This window comes from Rhizomicrobium electricum (assembly GCF_011762045.1).
Taxonomy (GTDB): domain Bacteria; phylum Pseudomonadota; class Alphaproteobacteria; order Micropepsales; family Micropepsaceae; genus Rhizomicrobium; species Rhizomicrobium electricum.
Genome location: NZ_JAASQS010000008.1, coordinates 16,563 through 38,183, shown reverse-complemented (window position 1 = coordinate 38,183; position 21,621 = coordinate 16,563). Strand labels below are relative to the sequence as shown.

The 21,621-nt window shown below is 62.9% G+C and carries 22 protein-coding genes; 14 read left to right on the top strand and 8 right to left on the bottom strand.

Annotated elements, in window-relative coordinates; translation table 11 throughout:
- The first annotated feature begins 152 nt into the window (after positions 1-152).
- The 5 genes from hfaA (at position 153) to FHS84_RS15805 (ending at position 3,784) form a co-directional block, all read left to right on the top strand.
- Entirely contained in the window at positions 153-569 is a 417-nt protein-coding gene (hfaA, locus tag FHS84_RS15825; protein ID WP_166936090.1) for a holdfast anchoring protein HfaA, read from the top strand.
- Positions 566-1,564, top strand: a complete 999-nt coding sequence (hfaB, locus tag FHS84_RS15820) for a holdfast anchoring protein HfaB (RefSeq protein ID WP_208393913.1) — start codon at positions 566-568, stop codon at positions 1,562-1,564. The genes hfaA and hfaB overlap by 4 nt, the downstream gene beginning before the upstream one ends.
- A complete protein-coding gene (locus FHS84_RS15815) occupies positions 1,527-2,144 on the top strand; it encodes a hypothetical protein (protein WP_166936088.1) in 618 nt (205 codons plus the stop codon). Before hfaB ends, FHS84_RS15815 begins: the two co-directional genes overlap by 38 nt.
- A gap of 150 nt (positions 2,145-2,294) precedes the next feature.
- Positions 2,295-3,371, top strand: coding sequence for a glycoside hydrolase family 5 protein (locus FHS84_RS15810; protein WP_166936086.1), 1,077 nt, complete (start codon positions 2,295-2,297; stop codon positions 3,369-3,371).
- Positions 3,372-3,388: 17 nt separating this feature from the next.
- Complete coding sequence (locus FHS84_RS15805; RefSeq protein WP_166936084.1) at positions 3,389-3,784, top strand: cupin domain-containing protein; 396 nt, start codon at positions 3,389-3,391, stop codon at positions 3,782-3,784.
- On the opposite strand, the gene FHS84_RS15800 is transcribed toward FHS84_RS15805, so the two are convergent.
- Positions 3,781-4,305 carry a GNAT family N-acetyltransferase gene (locus FHS84_RS15800; protein WP_208393912.1) on the bottom strand — a complete coding sequence of 175 codons (525 nt, stop codon included), beginning with the start codon at positions 4,303-4,305 and terminating at the stop codon, positions 3,781-3,783. The genes FHS84_RS15805 and FHS84_RS15800 overlap by 4 nt on opposite strands.
- 2 nt (positions 4,306-4,307) lie before the next feature.
- On the bottom strand, positions 4,308-5,474 hold the full coding sequence (locus tag FHS84_RS15795) for an acyl-CoA dehydrogenase family protein (RefSeq protein WP_166936082.1): 1,167 nt from the start codon (positions 5,472-5,474) through the stop codon (positions 4,308-4,310).
- Between the two features lie 200 nt (positions 5,475-5,674).
- On the opposite strand from FHS84_RS15795, the gene FHS84_RS15790 reads away from it, so the two are divergent.
- The 4 genes from FHS84_RS15790 (at position 5,675) to FHS84_RS15775 (ending at position 10,924) form a co-directional block, all read left to right on the top strand.
- Positions 5,675-7,450, top strand: coding sequence for an FAD-dependent oxidoreductase (locus FHS84_RS15790; protein WP_166936080.1), 1,776 nt, complete (start codon positions 5,675-5,677; stop codon positions 7,448-7,450).
- Positions 7,438-9,288, top strand: a complete 1,851-nt coding sequence (locus FHS84_RS15785) for a 2-oxoacid:acceptor oxidoreductase subunit alpha (protein ID WP_166936078.1) — start codon at positions 7,438-7,440, stop codon at positions 9,286-9,288. Before FHS84_RS15790 ends, FHS84_RS15785 begins: the two co-directional genes overlap by 13 nt.
- A complete protein-coding gene (locus tag FHS84_RS15780) occupies positions 9,285-10,340 on the top strand; it encodes a 2-oxoacid:ferredoxin oxidoreductase subunit beta (RefSeq protein WP_166936076.1) in 1,056 nt (351 codons plus the stop codon). The genes FHS84_RS15785 and FHS84_RS15780 overlap by 4 nt, the downstream gene beginning before the upstream one ends.
- Positions 10,341-10,405: 65 nt before the next feature.
- Positions 10,406-10,924, top strand: a complete 519-nt coding sequence (locus tag FHS84_RS15775) for a hypothetical protein (protein ID WP_166936074.1) — start codon at positions 10,406-10,408, stop codon at positions 10,922-10,924.
- Here the strand turns inward: FHS84_RS15775 and FHS84_RS15770 are convergent.
- Both FHS84_RS15770 and epmA read right to left on the bottom strand, forming a co-directional pair.
- Complete coding sequence (locus FHS84_RS15770; protein WP_166936072.1) at positions 10,906-11,946, bottom strand: lysine-2,3-aminomutase-like protein; 1,041 nt, start codon at positions 11,944-11,946, stop codon at positions 10,906-10,908. The two genes, FHS84_RS15775 and FHS84_RS15770, sit on opposite strands and share 19 nt — an antisense overlap.
- A complete protein-coding gene (gene epmA, locus FHS84_RS15765) occupies positions 11,943-12,986 on the bottom strand; it encodes an EF-P lysine aminoacylase EpmA (protein ID WP_166936070.1) in 1,044 nt (347 codons plus the stop codon). The genes FHS84_RS15770 and epmA overlap by 4 nt, the downstream gene beginning before the upstream one ends.
- A 51-nt stretch (positions 12,987-13,037) precedes the next feature.
- On the opposite strand from epmA, the gene efp reads away from it, so the two are divergent.
- A complete protein-coding gene (gene efp / locus FHS84_RS15760; protein WP_166936068.1) occupies positions 13,038-13,643 on the top strand; it encodes an elongation factor P in 606 nt (201 codons plus the stop codon).
- A gap of 75 nt (positions 13,644-13,718) precedes the next feature.
- Here efp and FHS84_RS15755 read toward each other — a convergent pair whose 3' ends face one another.
- On the bottom strand, positions 13,719-15,089 hold the full coding sequence (locus FHS84_RS15755; protein ID WP_166936066.1) for an SDH family Clp fold serine proteinase: 1,371 nt from the start codon (positions 15,087-15,089) through the stop codon (positions 13,719-13,721).
- 305 nt (positions 15,090-15,394) lie between these two features.
- Here FHS84_RS15755 and FHS84_RS15750 point away from each other — a divergent pair, with 305 nt between their 5' ends.
- Entirely contained in the window at positions 15,395-16,081 is a 687-nt protein-coding gene (locus FHS84_RS15750) for a CHAP domain-containing protein (protein WP_166936064.1), read from the top strand.
- 58 nt (positions 16,082-16,139) lie between these two features.
- Here the strand turns inward: FHS84_RS15750 and FHS84_RS15745 are convergent, their stop codons facing one another.
- Together FHS84_RS15745 and FHS84_RS15740 are read right to left on the bottom strand one after the other, a co-directional pair.
- The gene (locus FHS84_RS15745) at positions 16,140-16,646 is read right to left on the bottom strand and encodes a hypothetical protein (RefSeq protein WP_166936062.1); all 507 of its coding nucleotides are present in this window, start codon (positions 16,644-16,646) and stop codon (positions 16,140-16,142) included.
- A gap of 52 nt (positions 16,647-16,698) precedes the next feature.
- The gene (locus tag FHS84_RS15740; RefSeq protein ID WP_166936060.1) at positions 16,699-16,959 is read right to left on the bottom strand and encodes a hypothetical protein; all 261 of its coding nucleotides are present in this window, start codon (positions 16,957-16,959) and stop codon (positions 16,699-16,701) included.
- Positions 16,960-17,110: 151 nt separating this feature from the next.
- Between FHS84_RS15740 and FHS84_RS15735 the strand changes: the two genes are divergently transcribed.
- From FHS84_RS15735 to FHS84_RS15725, 3 genes are read left to right on the top strand one after another with little or no spacing between them, the layout of a single operon-like run.
- Complete coding sequence (locus FHS84_RS15735) at positions 17,111-18,382, top strand: Xaa-Pro dipeptidase (protein ID WP_166936058.1); 1,272 nt, start codon at positions 17,111-17,113, stop codon at positions 18,380-18,382.
- Between the two features lie 59 nt (positions 18,383-18,441).
- A complete protein-coding gene (locus FHS84_RS15730; protein ID WP_166936056.1) occupies positions 18,442-20,226 on the top strand; it encodes a carbon starvation CstA family protein in 1,785 nt (594 codons plus the stop codon).
- Complete coding sequence (locus FHS84_RS15725; RefSeq protein ID WP_166936054.1) at positions 20,223-20,711, top strand: GNAT family N-acetyltransferase; 489 nt, start codon at positions 20,223-20,225, stop codon at positions 20,709-20,711. Before FHS84_RS15730 ends, FHS84_RS15725 begins: the two co-directional genes overlap by 4 nt.
- Here FHS84_RS15725 and FHS84_RS15720 read toward each other — a convergent pair.
- Complete coding sequence (locus FHS84_RS15720; RefSeq protein WP_208393911.1) at positions 20,708-21,502, bottom strand: arginine deiminase family protein; 795 nt, start codon at positions 21,500-21,502, stop codon at positions 20,708-20,710. The two genes, FHS84_RS15725 and FHS84_RS15720, sit on opposite strands and share 4 nt — an antisense overlap.
- Positions 21,503-21,621: the final 119 nt, after the last annotated feature.

Below are 21,621 nucleotides of genomic sequence, written 5' to 3'. Positions count from 1 at the left end.
CCCTTCGGGAAGGCGGGACAACCGCTGATGGGCGGCAGTCGTCCCATCGGCCGCGCCAACGTACCACTCTGGCACGAATTCGGGGCAGAGGGCACCGAACGGGGTGGCACGCCGGTTGCTCCTAGGGGTTCGTCATCTCTGGACACCCGCTCATGCTGCTCCGTATCGGCTCTTTCGTGTTGGCAACCGCCACCCTCACAGGCGTGGCGCTGGCCGGAAACACCAACAATGCCGCGAGCTACAACGCGGGCTACGGCATGGCCGCGGGCCAGGAAAACCAAACCGCCAATCCCAATCTGCGCGACGCCAACGGCAATCTGACCGTCGTGAACGGCCAGTTCACGTCGTCCAGCTACGGCCAGTCCGGCGTGCAATCGGCCAGCACCCTCAGTTCCTACAATGCGTCGACGACATCGGGTGTCAGCACCTACGGCTCGGCGACGGCCATCGGCAACTCGCTGAACGTCGTCACAGTCGGCAACAACAACACCGTGATCGTCGATTCGACGCAGATCAATAACGGCAATCAAACCGCCACGACCAATACCAATGGGAGCTCGGGCAAATGAATACCCGCGGACGCATGAACCTCTTCCGGACCCTGGCGCTGGCCTCCGCGGCCATCGCGCTGGCGGGCTGCGTCAGTCCGGTCCCGCTGTCGGACGGCACCTACACCTCGCCGATCGGCGGGGCGCCGGTGATCAGCAACGAGACACCCTATTCGGGCGCCCTGCGCTGCCTCAGCCGTTACACGGCGCAGCGTCCCTTGCATATCGCGGTGGGACAGATCGCCGATTACACCGGCAAGGCCGAAGCGGACAATTCGGGCCGCAAGATCACCCAGGGCGCCGCACTGATGGCGATGAGCGCCCTCTCGAAGGCCGGCGTGCCGATGGTCGAACGCTTCGACACGTCGGTTGCCGAAATGGAGCTGAAATACTCGAATAACAAGCTCATCACGGACGACGCCAAGCCGGGCGATTACAGGAAGATCCTCGCCGGCTCGATCCCCGGCTCGAACTACTACCTCGTCGGCGGCATCACCGAACTGAACTTCAACATCCGTTCGGTCGGCGCCAACGGTACCGGCGGCGGCATCGCCTCCAACGCCCTCAAGGGCACCGCGGGCGCCAATATGTATGTGATGAACATCGGCGTCGACCTGCGCCTGGTCGATACCTCGACCCTCGAAGTCGTCGACGTCATCAGCTACCAGAAGCAGATCATCGGCCGCCAGATTTCCGCCGGCGCCTTCGATTTCCTGGGCCAGACGTTCTTCGACGTCAGCCTCGGCGAAAGCGCCCTCGAGCCGATCCAGCTCGCGGTCCGCTCGACCATCGAACGCGCCGTCCTCGAAATGACGAGCCGTCTTTATCACGCGCCGCAATCGGCCTGCGGTGGAGCCCTCAATACCTCCGCCGATCCGCTCTACGACGGCAAATCCATGACCACCGCTTCCAACCAGGAGAAGTACAATGAAAAGTCTCGCCAGGAGCCTTATCGCTGGGTCGGCGCTACTGACAGCGATGCTGAGCCCGGCCTGCGCGGACAGCTCCAGCAATAACGCGGGCAGCCAGATCCTCAACGGTCAGGTGCAGCTCAACAACTCGATCTCGACGATCAATACGGCCATCGACAAGGTCGGCGGCGACGTGGGTGTGCAATCGGTGGCGGCGGGCAACATCGTCGACATCACCACGATGAACGACACCACCGTCGAGTCGAGCCAGTACACCAGCGCCGCCCAGATCACCTCCACCACCAATGCCGCCATCACCAATGTCGGCGGATCGGTCGGCGTCGTGAACCAGGCGGTCTGCAACTCGGCATCGGTCTCCACCGATCCGGCGTTGACCGCGGTGAACAATTACCAGCAGTGCGCCTCGCAGGATCCGACGGCGACCGCGAACGTCACGCTGGCGAACGTGGGCGGCTCGGTCTCGATCGCCAACTCGGCCATCGCCAACAACTTCGAAGCCGATACCAACGCCGGGTCGATGCCGATCAACAACAAGCAGATCAACACGTCGACGACGGTGGCGGCGACGGCGGTCAACATCAACAATGTCGCCGGAACGGCGTCGGTCACGTCGACCGCAGTCGGCAACAACGCCCAGATCATTCACTATTCGACCAATCCGTAAACGTCGCGGCGCCGTCGGGGGCTTCGAGCGCCGTGCGAAAAGAGGGAGGGCCAACCGCCTTCCCTCTTTTTTCGTCTGGAAACGGCGCCACGCACGGAGGTGACGGCCGCTCTGCGGCCAATTATGCTGTCCGTTCGTAAGGACGCGATCATGGCCGACATTCTTCCTACAGCGACACGGCGCACCACGCTCTTCGGCTTGGCGGGCGCGGCGCTGGCGGGGCATGCCGGCGCTGCGGAACCGGCTTCGTTTGCCAAGCTGCCGCGCTGGCGCGGGTTCAACCTGCTGGAAAAGTTCACCCTCGCCGGTGATGCGCCGTATCGCGAGCGCGATTTCGATTTCATTGCCGCCAGCGGGTTCAACTACGTGCGGCTGCCGCTCGATTACCGCATCTGGACGGACGCCAACGGCACCGTTCACGAGACTCCGCTCAAGGATATCGACCTGGCGATTGCGTTCGCGCGCGGGCGCGGCATCCACGTCACGCTATGCCTGCATCGGGCGCCCGGCTATTGCATCAATCCGCCCAAGGAGCCGCTCGATCTGTGGGGTGACGGACCGGACGGCGACAAGGCCCGCATCCTGTTCGCGCGGCAATGGGGAATGTTGGCCGCGCGCTATCGCGGCGTGCCGGCCGCGGCCTTGTCGTTCAATCTCGTCAACGAGCCGCCAGCCGTGACGGAAGAACAATACCTGCGGGTCGCGCGAGTTGCGGTCGATGCGATCCGGGCGGAAGATCCCGACCGGCTCGTCATTGCCGATGGCCGCGGCGGTGGGCGCAACCCGACGCCCGCATTGGCCGCCCTCAAGATTGCCCAAGCCGGCCGCGGCTACGAGCCGTTCCATCTCACCCACTATCGCGCCGGCTGGGTGAGCGGAAGCGATACATGGCCGGTGCCAACGTGGCCGCTTCAAACGGCCGACGGCGTGGTGGATCAGGCCAAGCTGTGGCGCGAGACCGTCGAACCCTGGCAGCAGCTGGAAAAGACGGGCATCGGCGTTTTCATCGGCGAATGGGGCGTCTACAACAAGACGCCGCACGATGTGGCGCTTCGCTGGATGCAGGCCTGCCTCGAGAACTGGAAGAAGGCGGGCTGGGGCTGGTGCCTGTGGAACTTGCGCGGCGATTTCGGTCCGCTCGATTCCAAGCGCAGCGATGTCGCTTACGTCACCAGCGACGGACACGAGATAGACATCGAGATGCTGGAACTGCTTCAGCGCTATTGACGATCGGAGAGGTGATGATGCGCGCACTACTGGGATTGTTGCTGTTTGCCGTGCCGGCCGTTGCCGCGCCGAGCGTGGCACCGCTCGCCAATACCGACAAAACGGTCATCGGGCAGACCATCACGGCGCCGGAACACCCGACGGTGATCAGCACCCTCATTACCTTCCAGCCGGGTGACAAGACGGTGGTGCACAAGCATCCTTGGCCGCATTACGGCTATATGCTGGAAGGCGTCTTGACCGTCACCAATACCGAAACCGGCAAGAGCTTCGAGGTCAAGCCGGGCGAATTCCTGGTCGAGATGCAGAACACCGCCCATTACGGCGAGAACCGCGGCACCGTGCCGGCAAAAATGCTGATCGTCGACACCGTTCCGGCAGGCCTGACGTCGAACTCGGTCCCGGTGCCCTAGAGCACACGATCCAGGAACACCGCCACACCGCGCTCGTACTCGCGCCGCAGGCATTCGCGGAAGCCGCATTTCTCGGCGACGCGGATCGAGGCGCGATTGTCGGCATTGACCGCCGCGATCACGCGAATGGGACCGAGATGCTCGCGCCCCCACGGCAGACACGCCTTCGCCGCCTCGGTGGCGTAGCCTTTGCCTTGCGCCTGGGGCGACAGCACCCAGCCGATTTCGGGCACATCGTTCACCGCCGGATCGTAATCGCGCTTAAGGTCAATGAAGCCGACCTCGCCGATCATCGTGCCGGAGGATTTTTCCTCGACCGCCCAGAAGCCGTAATGCATCAGCGCCCAATGGCCGGGATGCTCGATGAGACGCAGCCATGCCTGGCTGCGCGAAATCGGCTGGCCGCCGCGCGTCCACCGCGCCACCGCCGGGTCGCCCCAATAGGCGGCGACGGCATCGAAATCGTCGACACGGAACGGACGCAGGATGAGGCGGGCGGTTTCAAGGATGGGCTGGGTCATGATCAATAGGATTTCGGCAGATCGAGCACGTTCTCGCCGATGTAGCTGAGGATCAGCTGCTCGGTCACGGGGATGATACGCGGCAGAACCGATTCCCGGAACAGCCGTTCGACTTGGTATTCCTTGGCATATCCCATACCGCCGAGAGTCATCACGGCTTGGAGAGCGGCGTCGTAACCGGCCCGCGCGGCAATCAGCTTGGCGGCGTTGGCTTCGGCGCCGCAAGGCTGGCCCTGATCGTAAAGCCACGCAGCCCGCAGGCACATCCAATAGGCGCTTTCAAGATAGGCCCACTTTTCCGCCAGCGGATGCTGGATGGCCTGGTTCTGGCCGATGGGATGGCCGAACACCACACGCTCTTTGGCATAGGCCGAGGCCCGGCGCAGCGCATCGCGGCCGAGCCCCACCGCTTCCATGCCGAACAGGATACGCTCCGGATTGAGGCTGTCGAACAGATAGCGGAAGCCCTTGCCTTCCTCGCCGATGCGATCTTCGTCGGGGATGAAGAGATCGTCGATGAACAGTGCGTTGGAATCGACGGCGGCACGGCCCATCTTTTCGATGCGGCGGACTTCGATGCGGCTGCGGTCGAGCGGAGTGTAGAACAGCGTCATGCCGTCGGCCTTGCGGGCGCACTCGGTTTTCGGCGTGGTGCGGGCGAGCAGCAGAAGACGGTCGGCCTCCTGCGCGGTGGTGGTCCACATCTTGCGGCCGCGCACGTGATAGCCGCCGGCCGTCTTCTTCGCGAAGGTCTCGATCGAAGTGGTGTCGAGGCCGGCATTGGGCTCGGTCACGCCGAACGCAACTTTCTCGCGGCCGTCGATCAGCGGCTTCAGCCAGCGTTCCTGCTGCTCGCGCGTGCCGTGTACCACGATCGGATGCGGCCCGAACAAATTGACATGCAATGCCGAGGCCGCCGCCATGCCGCCGCCGCCGCGCGCCACCTCATGCATCATGATTGCCGCTTCGGTCACGCCAAGACCGGCACCGCCCAAGCTTTCCGGCATGGTGATGCCGAGCCAGCCGGCCTCGGCCATCGCCTGATGAAATTCGTGCGGGAAACGCGCGTCCGAGTCGCAACGGGTCCAGTACTCGTCGTCGAAGCGGCCGACGATTTTTGCAACGCCGTCTTGAACGGCACGCTGATCTTCGTTCAGGGCGATTTCCATACGTTCACCATGGGATTGATTTTGGTAACTTTCGGTCGTTCCCCAACGCGGGCGCGGAAGCCTCTTGCCCTCCGCATTCCTCCTATGCAGCTCAGAGAAATGGGGCGAAACGCAAAGCGTATCGGACTATAAAGGCGTAGCCGGGGAGACGGAAACAGCACTTCATGCGTTCAGGTGAATCTGACGGACGCGCGCGGATCATGACGCCGACCGATATTGCCAATCCCAATACCTTCCATAAGGTCGTGGACTGCCAGTGGGCCTGCCCGGCCCATACGCCGGTGCCCGAATACATTCGCCTCATCGCGATGGGGCGTTATTCCGATGCCTACATGGTCAACTGGCATTCGAATGTCTTCCCCGGCGTATTGGGACGGACGTGCGATCGCCCGTGCGAACCTGCCTGCCGCAGGGGCCGCGTGGAGGAAGAACCCGTCGCAATCTGCCGCTTGAAGCGCATCGCCGCCGACGCCAAAGACGATATCACAGATCGCCTGCCCAAGCCCGCACCGCAGAAGAACGGCAAACGCGTCGCGCTGATCGGCGCCGGACCGGCGTCCCTTACCGTGGCGCGCGATCTGTTGCCGCTCGGCTATTCCGTGACGATCTTCGAAGCCGACCAGAAACCCGGCGGCATGATGCGCACGCAAATTCCGCGCTTCCGTCTGCCCGAGAGCGTGCTCGACGAGGAATGCGGCTATGTCATCGGCCTCGGTGCCGAGATGCGCTACGGCATCAAGATCGACTCGCTGAAGTCCGTGCTCGATCAGGGCTTCGATGCGGTGTTCGTCGGATGTGGTGCGCCGCGCGGCCGCGATCTCGATATTCCCGGACGGCAGGAAGCGGCCGAACACATTCATATCGGTATCGACTGGCTGGCGTCGGTTTCGTTCGGTCACACCACGGCCATCGGCAAACGCGTGATCGTGCTGGGCGGCGGCAACACCGCGATGGACTGCTGCCGCACGTCGCGGCGCCTCGGTGGCGAAAGCGTGCAGGTGGTGGTGCGCTCCGGCTTCGCCGAGATGAAAGCAAGCCCGTGGGAAAAAGAAGATGCCATGGAAGAAGGCATCCCGATCCACAATTTCCTGGTGCCGCTCGAATTCACCCATGACGGCGGCACGCTCACTGGCGTGACGTTCGAGAAGGTCAAGGCGGAATACGTCGACGGTCGGCGCAAGCTGATCCCCGCGGGCGAACCGCCGGTGCATTTCGAATGCGACGACGTGCTGGTGGCCGTCGGTCAGGAGAATGCGTTCCCCTGGATCGAGCGCGAATTGATCGGGTTCGACGAATGGGACATGCCGGTGCTGGACAAAGCGACGCTGCAGTCGACGCATCCGAAGATTTTCTTCGGCGGCGATGCGGCGTTCGGACCCAAGAACATCATCACCGCGGTGGCGCACGGCCATGACGCGGCGATCTCGATCGATCTCTTATGCCGCGGTCAGGATGTAACGGCGCGACCGCGCCAGCGCACGACGCTCGCCAGCCAGAAGATGGGCATTCACGACTGGTCGTACGACAACGACATCTCGCTCGACCTCAGATACAAAGTTCCGCAAGCGCCCAAGGACGAGACGCTGCGCAATGTGAATATGGAAGTCGAACTCGGCTACACGCGCGAGCTGGCGGCTCTGGAAGCGCAACGCTGTCTCAACTGCGATATCGAGACGGTGTTTGCCGACAGCCTGTGCATCGAGTGCGATGCCTGCGTCGACATCTGTCCGATGGATTGCATTACCTTCACCGCCAATGCACCGGAAGACGAATTGCGCCAGCAGACCAAGGCGCCGGCCGCCAATACCAGCCAAGGCCTTTACGTCTCCGCCGATCTCAAATCCGGCGACATCATGGTCAAGGATGAAGACGTCTGCCTGCATTGCGGGCTGTGCGCCGAACGCTGCCCGACCGGGGCTTGGGACATGAAGAAATTCACGATCGATATCGCCAAGGCTTACACATGCGCGCGATAGCAGGACAGCCGTTGGCCGCCACCAACGATTTCGTCGTCAAGTTCGCCAACATCAACGGCTCGGGCTCGGCGAGCGCCAACGAATTGTTCGCGCGCTCCATCCTGCGCATGGGCGTGCCGGTGGCGTCGCGCAATATCTTTCCGTCCAACATCCAGGGCCTGCCGACCTGGTATGAAGTGCGCGTGTCGGGCGAAGGCTGGCTCGGACGGCGCGGCGGCGTCGATTTCATGGTGGCGCTCAATCCGCAGACCTTCGACAAGGACATGGCGTCGCTCGAGCCGGGCGGATACCTGCTCTACGATTCGACCAAGCCGATCCCGCCGGAGAAATTCCGCCTCGACATCACGGTTCTTCCGATTCCGCTGACCGAAATCTGCAACAAAGCCTATGCCGATCCGCGCCAGCGTCAGTTGTTCAAGAACATCGTCTATGTCGGCGCGTTGACGAGCCTGCTCGGCATGGACCTCGAAGCGGTCAAATGGCTGATCGCCGAACAGTTCGAGACCAAGCAGAAACTGCTGGCGCCCAATATTCAGGCGCTCGGGTTCGGCTACGAATATGCGCGCGACAAGCTGAAGGACCGCTGCAAGCTGAAGGTGAAGCGGCAGGACAAAGTCGGCGAGCGTATTTTCATCCAGGGCAACAATGCGGCGGCGCTCGGCTGCGTCTGGGCGGGCGCAACCGTGTGCGCGTGGTATCCGATCACGCCGTCCACTTCGCTGGCGGAGAATTTCAACCGCCACGCTTCGCGCTTCCGCATCGATCCGGTCAGCAAAAAGAAGAACTTCGCTTTCCTGCAGGCCGAAGACGAGATCGCCGCCATCGGCATGGTGGTCGGCGCAAGCTGGAACGGCGCGCGCGCCTTCACCGCCACCAGCGGCCCCGGCATTTCGCTGATGAGCGAGATTTTCGGCTTTGCCTATTACGCCGAAGTGCCGGCCGTGGTGTTCGACGTGCAGCGCGGCGGCCCTTCGACCGGCATGCCGACGCGCACCCAGCAATCGGACCTGTTACTCGCCGCCTATGCCAGCCACGGCGACACCAAGCATGTCCTGTTGTTTCCCGAGGACCCGCACGAGTGTTTCGATTTTGCAGTCGCAGCGTTCGATCTCGCAGAGCGGCTGCAGACGCCGGTGTTCGTGATGATGGATCTCGACATCGGGATGAACGACTGGCTGGTCGAGCCGCTCGCCTGGGACGACACGCGCCGTTATGACCGCGGCAAGGTCCTCAGCGCCGAAGAGCTGGAAGCAGGCAAGACGTTCGGGCGCTATCTCGATGTCGACGGCGATGCGGTGCCTTATCGCACCATTCCCGGCACGCATCCTTCGCAAGGCGCTTATTTCACTCGCGGCTCGAGCCACGATGCCTATGCGCGCTATTCCGAGGAAGGCGCGACCTACATCGCCGGCATGCAGCGGCTGCTGCGCAAGTTCGAAACGGCGAAGTGCCTGGTACCGAAGCCGGTGGTGCGCGAAGCGGACCAGAAGGCGCGCTTCGGCGTGATCTATTACGGCTCGACCGCGGTCGCCATGAACGAAGCGGTGGCGGTTCTGGAGAAGAAGGGCCTGCCGCTCGATCTGATGCGGGTACGGGCATTCCCGTTCAACGACGAGGTGGAAGCCTTCATCGCGGCCCACGAGCAGGTGTTCGTGATCGAGCAGAACCGCGACGCGCAACTGATGAAACTGATAGTCGGCGAATGCGCCATCGATCCGGCGAAGTTCCTGCCGATCCTGCATTTCGACGGCACGCCGATCACTGCGCGCTTCATCATCAAGGAAATCGCGACCCGCGCCGGACTTGCCGAAGCTGAAGCCCAGGAGGCCGCGCAATGACCTATATCGCCAAGCCGAAGCTGCACCATCCTTCGCTGCAACCGAATGCGCTCGGATTCACGCGGCGCGATTACGAGGGGCGGATCTCGACCTTGTGCGCCGGCTGCGGCCACGATTCGATCAGCGCCGCCATCGTGCAAGCCTGCTACGAACTTTCCATCGAGCCGCATCGCGTCGCCAAGATGTCGGGCATCGGTTGCTCGTCGAAGACGCCGGACTATTTCTTGGGGCAAGCGCACGGGTTCAATTCCGTCCACGGCCGCATGCCGAGCGTCTTGACCGGCGCCGCCATGGCCAATCGCGATCTTCTCTATCTCGGCGTTTCGGGTGACGGCGACAGCGCCTCGATCGGGCTCGGCCAGTTCGCACATGCGCTCCGGCGCGGCGTCAACATGGTCTATATCTGCGAGAACAACGGCGTTTACGGCCTGACCAAAGGACAGTTCTCCGCTACCGCCGATCAGGGCGCCAAATCGAAAAGCGGCGAAGTGCATGTCGACTCGGCCATCGATCTGATCTCGATGGCGCTTTTGTTGGGCGCGAGCTATGTGGCGCGCAGCTTCTCGGGCGACAAGAAGCAGCTCGTGCCGCTGATCAAGGGCGCGATCCGGCACAAGGGCGCGGCGATCCTCGACGTCATCAGCCCGTGCGTGACGTTCAACAACCATCTGGGATCGACCAAGAGCTTCGATTACGTGCGCGAGCACGATGAAGCCGTGAACGCGGTCGATTTCGTGCCGGCGAAGAAGGAAATCACTGCCGATTACGAACCCGGCACGACCGAACTGGTGCGCCAGCACGATGGGTCCTACCTGAAGCTCTCCAAGCTGCGCCCCGATTACGATACGTCCGACCGCATCGCGGCGCTGGCGTACTTGCAGGAACATCAGGCGCAAGGCGAACTCGTCACCGGCCTGATCTATGTCGCGCCGGAAGCGGCCGACCTGCACGACCACCTCGGAACGGCCGATACCCCACTCAACACGCTGACCGAGAAAGAACTATGCCCCGGCGCCAAGGCGCTGGAAGTGGTGAACGGAGAATACCGCTGAGGCTGGCGACACTCTTCGCGCTTGGACTGGCGTTCGGGGCCGCGGCCGCAAGTCCTGAGGCATCGGTGCAAGGCCACGTCGTGACGTCACCGGCGGTGACGATCACACTGCCCGGTTCGGCGCGATATCTCGGCACCGACACGTTTACATTGACGGACCCGAAGCTAGGCCCGTTCGACGACTGCAAACTCTTTGTCTTCGTCGAAGCGAACGGGAAAGAGATCCAAAAGCTCTATTGGGTGCAGTTCGAGGAATACAAGCCCAGCCATCCCGAACTGCACCACGCCTACAATTCGCCGCGCCACGTTGAAATCGGCGGACTCGATTTTTATGTCGATACCTGGACCTCGACCGGCAAAGATGCGGCGGAGCGCGGCTCCGATACCGAGCACTTCAATGCGCTGCTGACGGCGAACCGATACATGCGCGTGCCAATGACGGTCGTGCGTCTGGTTCATCTTTTCGACAAAGCCAAACGCAAGGAATTGATGATCATCTACGGCGAAGCCGAAACCAGCGATACCGAGACGGTGCTCCAGCACGCCATCGCCCGCGTGCGGATCGGTCAGGGGGCCGGCGGATAGTCGTGCCAGCGGCCTTCGTGGTCGCGGATGCGCCAGCCGGTTTCGGTCTTTTCGACATCGCGGGATTCAAGCGGCACTTTGGCGAAGCCGCCGGGGATGTCGAGCACGTAGGTCGGAATGGCAAGGCCAGAGAGGCGCGCGCGAAGGGCCCGCATCAGAGTCAGACCTTCGTCAATGGTGACGCGGAAATGCGACGTGCCGGGCGCCAGATCGGGATGATGCAGGTAATACGGCTTGATGTGGCATTCGAGGAAGGCTCGCATCAACGCTTCCAGGGTCGAAATCTCGTCGTTGATGCCGCGCAGCAGCACGGTCTGGCTGACCAGAGGAATGCCGGCATCGACCAAGCGGGCGATGGCGCGGCGCGCATCGGGGCCAAGTTCGCGCGGATGATTGGCGTGGATCGCAATCACAGTGGAGGCGCCGGGCACCAAGAGGGCGGCGATCATCTCGTCGGTGATGCGGGCCGGATCGACCACCGGCACGCGGCTATGCCAGCGCAGCAACTTCACATGCGGGATGGAGGCGAAGCGGGCGGAGACCTCGGCGATGCGCCGGGGCGAGAGAACGAACGGATCGCCGCCGGTGAAAATCATCTCCCAGATTTCGGGATGCGCGGCGACGTAATCGACAGCCTGCGTGAAGGTTTCCGGCAGAAGCGCGTTCTCGCCTGCCTGGCCTACGCTCTCGCGGCGGAAACAGAAACGGCAATAGACCGGGCAGGACTGCACGATCTTGAACAGCGCACGGTCGCGGTGGCGATGCACGATGCCGGGCACCGGCGAATGGGCATCGTCGCCGATCGGATCGAGAAGCTCGTCCGGCTTGACGGTCAACTCGCGCACGCTGGGAACGAACTGGCGCGCGATGGGATCGAACGGATCGCTGCGGTCGATCAAGTTCACCACGGTATCGGTCAGAGCGACGGCATATTTCTCGGTCACCGGTTCCAGCGACGGCAATTGCTCGCGCGCGACAAGACCGGAATCGGCAAGGGTATAAATGGACTTCAAGGCAGTCATGGTGCCGGGGTCCATAGCACGTCTTGGACCGAACGGGAGCCCGTTGCGAGCATAACGAGACGATCGAACCCAAGGGCAACGCCCGATGCTTCGGGCATGATCGCCAGCGCATCGAGAAAATCCTCATCAAGCGGATAGCGCTCGCCGTAAACACGCTCCTTTTCCGCCATTTCCGCTTCGAAGCGGGCGCGCTGTTCCACCGGATCGGTCAGTTCACCGAACCCGTTGGCGAGTTCCACGCCGCACACGTAAAGCTCGAACCGTTCCGAGACTCGCGGATCGTGCGCCGCCGCTCGCGCCAGCGCGGCCTCGCAACGCGGATATTCGCACAGCACGGTAGGGCGGCCTTTGCCCAATTTGCCTTCGATGGTGACGATGATCTTCGAAAAAATGTCGGCCCAGGTATCGTTGGCGGCAACATCGTGCCCGGCGTTGCGCGCCGCCTCGGCCAAAGCGTCGCGGAGGCCCTGCCCCGCCGCGTCGAGCGTGGCGAGAAGATCGACGCCGGCGTAGCGCTGGAATGCTTCGCCCACGGTCAGGCATTCCGGCTCGGCCAGAGCATCGCAGGTGCGGCCGCGAAACGAGAAGGTGGCGAGGCCCGTAATCTTTGCCGCAATCCGGACAAGATCGACCGTGTCGGCGATCACCGCCGCGTAAGGTTCCCGCGCGCGATACCACTCCAGCATGGTGAATTCCGGCACATGCAGCGGCGAACCGGCCTCGCGATTGCGGAACACGCGGGCGAAATCGAAAATCCGCGTCTCGCCGGCGGCCAGCAGCTTTTTGGCGGCAAATTCCGGCGAGGTGTGCAGGTAAAGGGTGCGACGGGAGCCATCGGCTCCGACGATCTCGGTGGCAAACCCGGCCAAGTGCGCCTCATTGCCGGGCGAGACGGCCAAAGCGCCGCATTCGACCTCGGTAAAGCCCTCAGCCTCGAAATGGGCCCGAAAAGCCTTTTTTATCTGCCCCCGCGACGTTAACGCCGGCCGCCGGTCGGCGTGGCGGTGGGGGGCCCACCAGGATGATCCCGTCTTGGCCAAAGCCTGCCGCTCCTGTATACGCCCCGCCTAAAGCGGCTCCGGGCCGCTCCGATGCGGCAAGTCCGCCCGACTAGACGAGGTATCACTGTGGTTTCGGTTATCGCCAGCTCCGTACGCAAAGGCAATGTCATCGAAAAGGACGGCAGGCTCTATGTGGTCCTCAAGGCCGAGAGCTTCTTCCCCGGCAAGGGCACGCCTACCACCTCCATCGATATGCGCCGCATCGGCGACGGCGTGAAAGTGGTCGACCGCTACAAGACCACCGACAGCGTCGAACGCGCCTTCGTCGAGGAGAAGACCTACCAGTACCTGTACCAGGACGGCGAACATTATATCTGCATGGATCCCGAGACCTACGACCAGTTGCCGGTCGATTCCTCGGTGGTCGGCGACCGCGCCCCGTTCCTGCAGGAGAACATGGAAGTCACCCTGTCGCTGTTCAACGGCCAGGCGGTGGCGATCGAATTGCCCCAGCGCATGACGCTGGAAGTGGTCGAGACCGAACCGGTGGTAAAAGGCCAGACGGCGTCGGGCTCGTTCAAGCCGGCGGTGCTGTCGAACGGCGTGCGCACCATGGTGCCGACCCACATCGTGCCCGGCACCAAGATCGTGGTGATGACCGAGGACGGCGCCTATATCGAACGCTCCAAGGAATAGATTTCCGGCATTCCGGAATGCAAAAAGGCCCGCGGGATCCCGCGGGCCTTTCGCGTTTATGAGCCGTGCGGCAGATCAGTCGGGGAAAACCGCGACGATCTTCTCGAAGATTTCCGACCAGTGCGCGTCGATGAAGGCGCCGAACCTGGCGTAGGTTTCCTTCAGATAGGCGCGGATTTCCGCTTCCATCGCCCGCACCTCGGCCTTGGAAGGCGCATGTTCGGAAATCTTCTTGGCGACGTACGCGCAGGCTGCATTGACCACGCGGCGCAGGATTTCCTCGCTCGCCAATTTCGATAGGCCGCCGGAAAACGGCTCGAAACCGCCGAATTCCTTTTCGCCAGCGTTGACGGGACGGACATCGCGGCCCAGCGCCCGTGACGATGCGGCCGGCGGCTGAACGTTTCCCAGCATGGTGGCGCGCACTTGATAATCAGGCCCGAAGCCATCGGAGCTGTCGAACGGCTGATAGAGGCGCAGACGCTGCTCGACCATGTCGTAGACCTGGGCCGGGCAATCGCCGCCGACGATGTTGATCCCGATTGCGAGGGCGTGCTCGCGGCTGATCTGCTCGCTGTGGGGCATGTCACCTTTGACCAGGAAATCGGTAATCCGGCACGCATCGTCCTTGCCGAAATGCGCCTTGTTGAGCAGCTCGCACGCGCGTGCCCGCGCCGTCTTCATCTCCTTCTCGGCGAGATAGCCGAGGAGCACGATCTCGTCGTCGATGCTCGCGAGCGGCTTTTCCTTCAAGAGGCGGATATAGCTCTCGATCGGGAAGCCGTAGAACTGGGTGTCGATCGGACCGAGGCAGGCATACTTGCCCATCACGATCTTCTCGCAAGCGAGCGCCACGATGGTACCCGCGCTCATGGCGCAATAGGGCACATAGGCCGTGGTATTCGGCCGATCCTTGATGGCACTGGCGATCAGTTCGCAGGCGAACGCCTCGCCGCCGGGCGTATGCAGGACGAAATCGATCGGACGGTCGGCCGGAACGGCCCTGATTTCGGCGAGAATCTCGAACGCCTCGCGCGTCGTCAGATACCGGCGCTGGTCCGAGGGATAGTCCCGCGGATGACCGAAATCGTGGATGATCGAGATCACTTTGCGCCCCCCAGGGTCCGCGGCGGGCGCCGGCGGGAAGGCGGGTTTGGGGACGCCAATGGTCGCAGTCGTGCGATTTGTCGCAATCGTCCCGGTAAGCGCTTCGGCAGCGACCGGCGTGGCCACAAGCGACTCGCCCAGCGTGGCCGCAGCAGGCGTTAACGGAAGCATAACGGACTGAGGCGCGGTCACCGCCGGTTCCTCGGCAAAGCTGCGCCGTTGGACGGCGACGGCGGCGCGCGCCCGGCTGCGACGGATCTGGCTGACGATCAGCGCCAGCAGCAGCGATATGGCCGCAAGGCAGACGACGGCGATCAATACTTTCGGATCGGTACTCACGGTGCCCCCACCCCTGTGTGTTCTATGGCGACATCATATCGGCGAGAGGAGGCAGCGAAAAGCCGAAGCGCGAATCACTTTGCCCCTGCCGTTGCGGCCAGCAGTGCCGGCTCACGAATCATTTCCAAAAACACACACAGAAAAGACCGTGCGGCATGTCGCCACACTGCATGTTTAGAGGTTGGCTAGAGGCTTCGGACAAAACTTGCCGCGACTCGCCAACACCTCGCAAATGGCTGATTTGCATCACTGTTGCGGTTTGCACTCAGGTTGGCAGCGGCACCGAACTAGGCTAAAGGGGAAATATGAAACGACTTGACTGTGCCGGACCCGCACCAGCCATTTCCCTTTTCGCAGCGCTCGCGATCTTCGTGTGCGCCGCGGCGGCTGACGCGAAGACTCTCTCGCACCGCCATCACGCGGTTTCTCCCACCCACAGCCGTCATGCTGTCGTGCCCATGCCGTCGGCCAGGCCGACGTCCGTTGCGGCAGTCAGCACGCCGACGCTGAAGGACAGCGGCGTCCAGCTGTCCGACCCGACCCTCTCGATTGTTGCCGAGGACAAGTCGGCGACGATGGAGACGCCGAGCATCATCCGCCCCGCCCGGCACGTCTATTGTGTCGAGTTCGCCCGATTGGCCTCCGGGATTGCCCTGTTCGGCGATGCCAAGACTTGGTGGGGCCAGGCTCGCGCGCAATATGCCCAGCTCACCAATCCCGCGCCGGGCGCGGTGATGGTGTTTGCCAGCCGCCGCAACATGCGCGCCGGCCACGTCGCCGTGGTCAAGAAGGTCATCACCTCCCGCGAGGTTCTGGTCGACCACGCCAACTGGGGCCGCGACGGCCGCATTTATCTCAATGCGCCGGTTGTCGACGTCAGTCCCAACAACGACTGGTCGATGGTCAAGGTGTGGAACACCAAGAGCAACGTGATGGGCACCACGGCCTACGCCATCAAGGGCTTCATCGCCCAGCGCTTCGCCGCGAACTGAACTTCCCGAACGGAACCAAGAAAACCCCTCGTCTCACGGCGAGGGGTTTTTGTTTGGGTCAAATCTTGCGGCTGTCGTAGGCCCAGTGCAGCAGCGCCTGACGCTGGCGCGGGCGGCAGAAGATGTCGCCGGGCTCGCAATTCTTCTTCACCTGGGCGACATGGCGGGCGATCTGTTTCCAGCGCGTGATCTGGCGCGCATCGTCTTCCATGCGCCGTCCCACGAAGTAGCGGCAATACCACTGGAACCAGCCGCGGGGATCATCGGGATGGATCCAGCCCTTGCGGCGCCATTCCGACAGCGGCTGGGAGGCGTCGACGCCGAAATAGTTGAGCTTGGGATTGCGGCCCTCCGGCGACAGCTTGGCGCGGACGAACCAGTCGGCGGGAAACTCGTCACGGCAATCGGTCATGTACTTGCCGCCGAAGACACCGAGTTCCAGCATTTCCTTCGGCGTCAGCTGCGGCAGGAAATCGGCGGCGAAGCCGCGCCCCATCGGCGCCACGCATTCGTAGCGGTAGTTCTTCTGCATCTTGTCGTTCACGACAACGAGGCGCGCAGGCATGGCGGCATCCGGCTCCAAACCACCCCGATATTAGCCGATCCTGACGCGATTTTCAGGCGGCCCGATACTGGAGAAGATCGGTAAACCGCGAGCCGGGCTCGATTTCCGAAGCGTCCGCGCGGGTCAGGAGCGCCGTAATCCGCCGGATACGCTCGAAGGCGGCGCCCGACGAGATTTCGATCCCCTGATCGCGATAGGCTTTGCGAACGTAATCGCGAACGTCGCGCACGCAGGTAAGCGTTTCCTCCGCATCCTCCGGCAGGTCGAGTTCGAATTCGATCTCGAAACGAGAAAAAAGCTCCCGCAATTCCATCGTCGCACCCATTCTAGCGCACCGGTCTTCACGCGCCGGGCTGCACGCTCGAGGTCTACGCGCGCCGAGTAAACAGCCCGTATGCAAGACGCGACAAATGTGTGAATTTGCACCGGCGCTGCAATGCGAGCGCACGGATGCGGGGCGTAAAATGATCAACAAATTTGTTGCAGGGTTGATGACGGCGACTCTTATCGCGGGCGCCGCGCATGCCGATGCCGTTCATTGCGGCAAGTTGCTGGATGTCCGGGCAGGAAAAATCCTGAGCGATCAAGTTGTGGTGTTCGATGCCCATGGCGTGATCACGGCAGTGGGCCCCGCCGCAACCGTTGTGCTGCCCCAAGGAACAAAGGTCACCAACCTTCCCGCGCTGACCTGCCTGCCCGGTTTGATCGATGCCCACACCCATCTCACCGGCAATGCTACCGATCATGGTTATCAGGCGCTCGGCATTTCGGTGCCGCGCGCGGCGACCATCGGCGTCAAGAATGCACGCATTACCCTGATGGCGGGATTCACCACCGTGCGCGATGTCGGCGCCGACGGCTATGCCGACGTTGCCGTGCGCGATGCGGTCGATGCCGGTGATGTGCCGGGCCCGCGCATGCTGGTGGCGGGACCGATGATCTCGATCACCGGCGGCCATGGCGACGACAATCTCTTGCCGTTCGAATTCCACCACAGTGCGGACGGCGTTGCCGACGGGCCGTGGGCGCTGCGTGCCAAAGTACGCCAGAACGTCAAATACGGCGTGGATTTGATAAAAATCGCGGCCTCCGGCGGCGTGCTGTCGAAGGGCGATGCGGCGGGCGGCGAACAACTGACGCTCGAAGAGATGCAAGCTATCGTCGCCGAAGCCCACAAGCTCGGGCGCAAGGTCGCCGCCCATGCCCATGGCACGGGCGCGATCAAGGACGCGATCCTGGCAGGTGTCGATTCGGTCGAGCATTCGAGCCTGATCGATGCCGAAGGCATCAAACTCGCCAAGGCGCACGGCACCTTCCTGGTATTCGACATCTACAATGACGACTTCATCCTGTCGGAAGGCCTGAAAAACGGCATGCTGCCGGAATCGATCGAAAAGGAAAAAGCCATCGGCCGGCTGCAGCGGGAGAATTTCAAGAAGGCCTTCCTCGGAGGCGCCCGCATGGCCTTCGGCACCGACGCCGCGGTTTATCCTCACGGCGACAACGCCAAGCAGTTCGCCAAAATGGTCGAGTGGGGCATGAAGCCGATCGATGCGCTGCGGGCCGCGACCCTCAATGCGGCAGAGCTCCAGGGCTGGAAAGACAAAGTCGGCGAGCTTGCGCTCGGCCATTACGCCGATTTGATCGCGGTCGCGGGCGATCCGCTGGCCGACGTCACGGTGCTGCAGCATGTGGCGTTCGTGATGAAGGGCGGCGTAGTCGCGAAGATCGAGTAGTTTTCTTTTCCCGGTTGTAGAGCGGCAGTATAGTCCCATGACTGATTTGGGGGATCATCATGGGCCACGCTCTTCCATACGTTCTCGCCGCGTTGTGCATCCTGGCGATTTCCTATCGTACCTACGGCGTCTTCTTCGTCCGCAAGATCCTCAAGGCGGACGACAGCATGCCGACACCGTCCCATCAGTTCACGGACGGCAAGAACTACGTGCCGACGCGCAAATGGGCGACTGCGGGCCAACATTTTGCGGCGATCGCGGCGGCGGGCCCCTTGGTGGGACCGGTGTTGGCCTCGCAGTTCGGCTTCTATCCCGGCTTCATCTGGCTGCTCGCGGGCGCGGTAATCGGCGGAGCGGTGCACGACACCGTCGTGCTCTATGCCTCGATGCGGATGAAAGGCTTGTCGCTGTCGGAAGTGGCGCGGGCCGAACTCGGGCCGGTGGCGGGATGGTGCACGGGGCTGGCGATGCTGTTCATCATCACGGTGACCATGGCGGGCCTTTCCATGGTCGTGGTCAATGCGCTCGAACATAATCCCTGGGGCACGTTTGCGGTGTTCGCGATCGTGCCGATCGCCATCGCGCTGGGCCTTTCCGAGCATTATTTCGGTGTCTCGCGCCTCGCCACCCTGATCGCGGTTATCGCTGTGATCGCGGGCGTACTGGCCGGGCCGTATGTGAACCATAGCGTGCTCGGACAATGGCTGATGCTGAACAAGCAGACGCTGAGCTTTATCCTGCCGGCCTATGCGTTCCTGATGAGTACGCTGCCGGTATGGATGCTGCTGACGCCGATTGGCTATCTCTCGAGCTTCATCAAGGTCGGTGTCTTCGTTGCCCTGGTCGTGGGCGTGATTTTCGTCAATCCGGCGATCCATTTTCCGGGCGTGATGACCGGCTTTCTGGCCGGCGGACCGGTGGTGGCGGGCCCGGTATGGCCGTTCGTCTCCATCACCATCGCCTGCGGCGCGATTTCCGGCTTCCATGCCTTTGTCGGCTCCGGCGTGACGCCCAAGATCATCGACAAATGGAGCGACATCCTGCCGGTGGCTTTCGGCTCGATGCTGGTCGAGTGCCTGGTCGGCATCATGGCCTTGGTGGCGGCCTGTTCGCTTCATCCCGAAGACTGGTTCGCCATCAATGCCGCCCCCGCCGCATTCGCCAAGCTCGGCATGCATCCGGTCGAACTGCCGCGATTCGTCCAGGAGATCGGCATCGACTTGGCAGGACGCACCGGTGGAGCGGTGACGCTGGCGGTCGGCATGACCAACATCTTCACGTCGCTGCCGTGGTTCCGGACGCTGGCATCCTACTTCTTCCAGTTCGTGGTGATGTTCGAAGCGGTGTTCATCCTCACCGCCGTCGATTCCGGCACCCGTATCGCCCGTTACTTGCTGCAGGACCTGTCCGGCGCCTTCTATGCCCCGCTGAAGCGCGTGGATTGGACCCCTGGCATGCTGGCGACGAGTTTCGTGGCGTGCCTGCTATGGGGCTACCTGTTGGCCTCGGGCGACATCTCTTCGATCTGGGCGCTGTTCGGCGTGTCCAACCAGTTGATGGCCTCGGTCGGGCTGATCATCGGTGCCACGGTGATTTTGAAACTGTCGCGGCGCTTCAGCTACATGCTCACGTGCCTGATCCCGCTCGCCTACCTGTTTGTCACGGTCTACACCGCCGGCATCTGGATGGTGCGCCACGTCTATCTCAATCCGGCCGCCAAGGGTTACAACGTCTTCAACGGCAGCATCACCATCATCGAACTGGTGCTGGGCGCGGTGATCCTGATCGCGGCCCTCGGGCGATGGATCAAGATGCCCACCGGCGGGGAGCCGGCGACGGCATGAAGGACATCGAAATTCGCGCGGCCGCCCCGGACGATGCCGAACAGCTGGCGGCGCTGATCGCCGCCGCGTTTGAGGATGTTGCAGACCGGTTCGGCCTGACCCGCGAGAATTGCCCCGGCCATACCTCGTTCATCACGGCCGACGAGGTGCGGCGCGGCATGGGGTTCGGCAACCGTTATTTCATGGGGTTTTCCGGCGATGCGATGTGCGGCGCCATCGCGTTTCGCTTACCCAAGAACGGCAACTCCATGATCGAGAAGGTTGCGGTGCTGCCGTCCTTCCGCCATCGCGGCATCGGTTGGCGGCTGGTGGAGCATGCGCTTGCGGAAGCGCGGCAGTGCGGCGCCGATCTCGCCGAGATCGGCATCATCGCGGACCATACGGAATTGCGCGCGTGGTACGAGCGGATCGGGTTCCGTGTCACGCGGCAGGCCCATTACGAGCAACTGCCGTTCGAGGTGCTGCACCTTCAGAAGGCGCTCTAGCCTTCGTCCTTCTTGGCCCAGCGCAGCGACATGCAGGACAGACCGGCGTCGAGTTTGGCGACATCGCTGACCGGCAGAAGCTTCACCTCGAGACCTTCCTTGGCGACGATTTCCGCCATCCGCGGATAGGACTTACCGACCAGAACCCGTTTGTTGACCCGCACCAGATTGGCGGCGCCCTCTTCGCCCGGCGGCGTCTCAAGCACGCGATAGCCGGCAAACAGTCCGGACGCGGCCAGCGCCGGCGCGGCGACGATGGTGTCTTCGGACAGCAGGGCACAGGCGGATTTGAAGTGCAGCACCGTCGCCGGCGTTTGCACCACCCGCGCGGAACGGCCGAGCGCAGCCAGATGCTTTACCAGTGCTTCGGCACCGAGGCGGTTGGTGCGCGCGGACAGGCCGATGAACACGGTTTCGGGCGTCACCAGCACGTCGCCGCCATCGGCGTATTCGCCGACGCCGAGTTCGGTCACGGCAGCAAAATGGCGGGCAAGCGCGCCGCGCACCTCTTCGCGCTCGGCCAGCCGCGACGGCGCGCCGGGGCGCAGCAGAATGGCCCCGTCGCGAAAGACAAGCGCCGTGTCTTCGACGAACACCGAGTCGGGGAAGTCTTCGAGCGGCTTCAGGATGTCCACCGACAGCCCCGCTTCCGCCAGCGCATCGACATAGGCCCGGTGCTCGGCAAGCACGCCGTCATAGGTCGGAACCGCTGTGGGATCGGATTTCAACCCATTGACGACACTCTTGCCCGGCTCGCGGACGATGGCGGTGGTGAATTCGAAGACGCGCATGGGAGGCATCCTTGCTGTCGGTGCGAATTGTGCCCGCCCCCGCGGCAAAATTACAGCCCGTTGTTGTCCGCCGCCGTTTTGCGGCTGCGCTATGGTCGCCGCTCTTGGGGAAAGGACAT

Coding starts and splice junctions, on each gene's coding strand:
- FHS84_RS15780 (WP_166936076.1), top strand. CDS start 9,285: ATGACCTATATCGCCAAGCCGAAGCTGCACCATCCTTCGCTGCAACCG.
- FHS84_RS15810 (WP_166936086.1), top strand. CDS start 2,295: ATGGCCGACATTCTTCCTACAGCGACACGGCGCACCACGCTCTTCGGC.
- FHS84_RS15725 (WP_166936054.1), top strand. CDS start 20,223: ATGAAGGACATCGAAATTCGCGCGGCCGCCCCGGACGATGCCGAACAG.
- FHS84_RS15815 (WP_166936088.1), top strand. CDS start 1,527: ATGCTGAGCCCGGCCTGCGCGGACAGCTCCAGCAATAACGCGGGCAGC.
- FHS84_RS15720 (WP_208393911.1), bottom strand. CDS start 21,502: ATGCGCGTCTTCGAATTCACCACCGCCATCGTCCGCGAGCCGGGCAAG.
- hfaA (WP_166936090.1), top strand. CDS start 153: ATGCTGCTCCGTATCGGCTCTTTCGTGTTGGCAACCGCCACCCTCACA.
- FHS84_RS15740 (WP_166936060.1), bottom strand. CDS start 16,959: ATGGAATTGCGGGAGCTTTTTTCTCGTTTCGAGATCGAATTCGAACTC.
- FHS84_RS15800 (WP_208393912.1), bottom strand. CDS start 4,305: ATGACCCAGCCCATCCTTGAAACCGCCCGCCTCATCCTGCGTCCGTTC.
- hfaB (WP_208393913.1), top strand. CDS start 566: ATGAATACCCGCGGACGCATGAACCTCTTCCGGACCCTGGCGCTGGCC.
- FHS84_RS15770 (WP_166936072.1), bottom strand. CDS start 11,946: ATGACTGCCTTGAAGTCCATTTATACCCTTGCCGATTCCGGTCTTGTC.
- FHS84_RS15730 (WP_166936056.1), top strand. CDS start 18,442: ATGGGCCACGCTCTTCCATACGTTCTCGCCGCGTTGTGCATCCTGGCG.
- FHS84_RS15785 (WP_166936078.1), top strand. CDS start 7,438: ATGCGCGCGATAGCAGGACAGCCGTTGGCCGCCACCAACGATTTCGTC.
- efp (WP_166936068.1), top strand. CDS start 13,038: ATGCGGCAAGTCCGCCCGACTAGACGAGGTATCACTGTGGTTTCGGTT.
- FHS84_RS15750 (WP_166936064.1), top strand. CDS start 15,395: ATGAAACGACTTGACTGTGCCGGACCCGCACCAGCCATTTCCCTTTTC.
- FHS84_RS15745 (WP_166936062.1), bottom strand. CDS start 16,646: ATGCCTGCGCGCCTCGTTGTCGTGAACGACAAGATGCAGAAGAACTAC.
- FHS84_RS15735 (WP_166936058.1), top strand. CDS start 17,111: ATGATCAACAAATTTGTTGCAGGGTTGATGACGGCGACTCTTATCGCG.
- FHS84_RS15790 (WP_166936080.1), top strand. CDS start 5,675: ATGACGCCGACCGATATTGCCAATCCCAATACCTTCCATAAGGTCGTG.
- FHS84_RS15795 (WP_166936082.1), bottom strand. CDS start 5,474: ATGGAAATCGCCCTGAACGAAGATCAGCGTGCCGTTCAAGACGGCGTT.
- FHS84_RS15805 (WP_166936084.1), top strand. CDS start 3,389: ATGCGCGCACTACTGGGATTGTTGCTGTTTGCCGTGCCGGCCGTTGCC.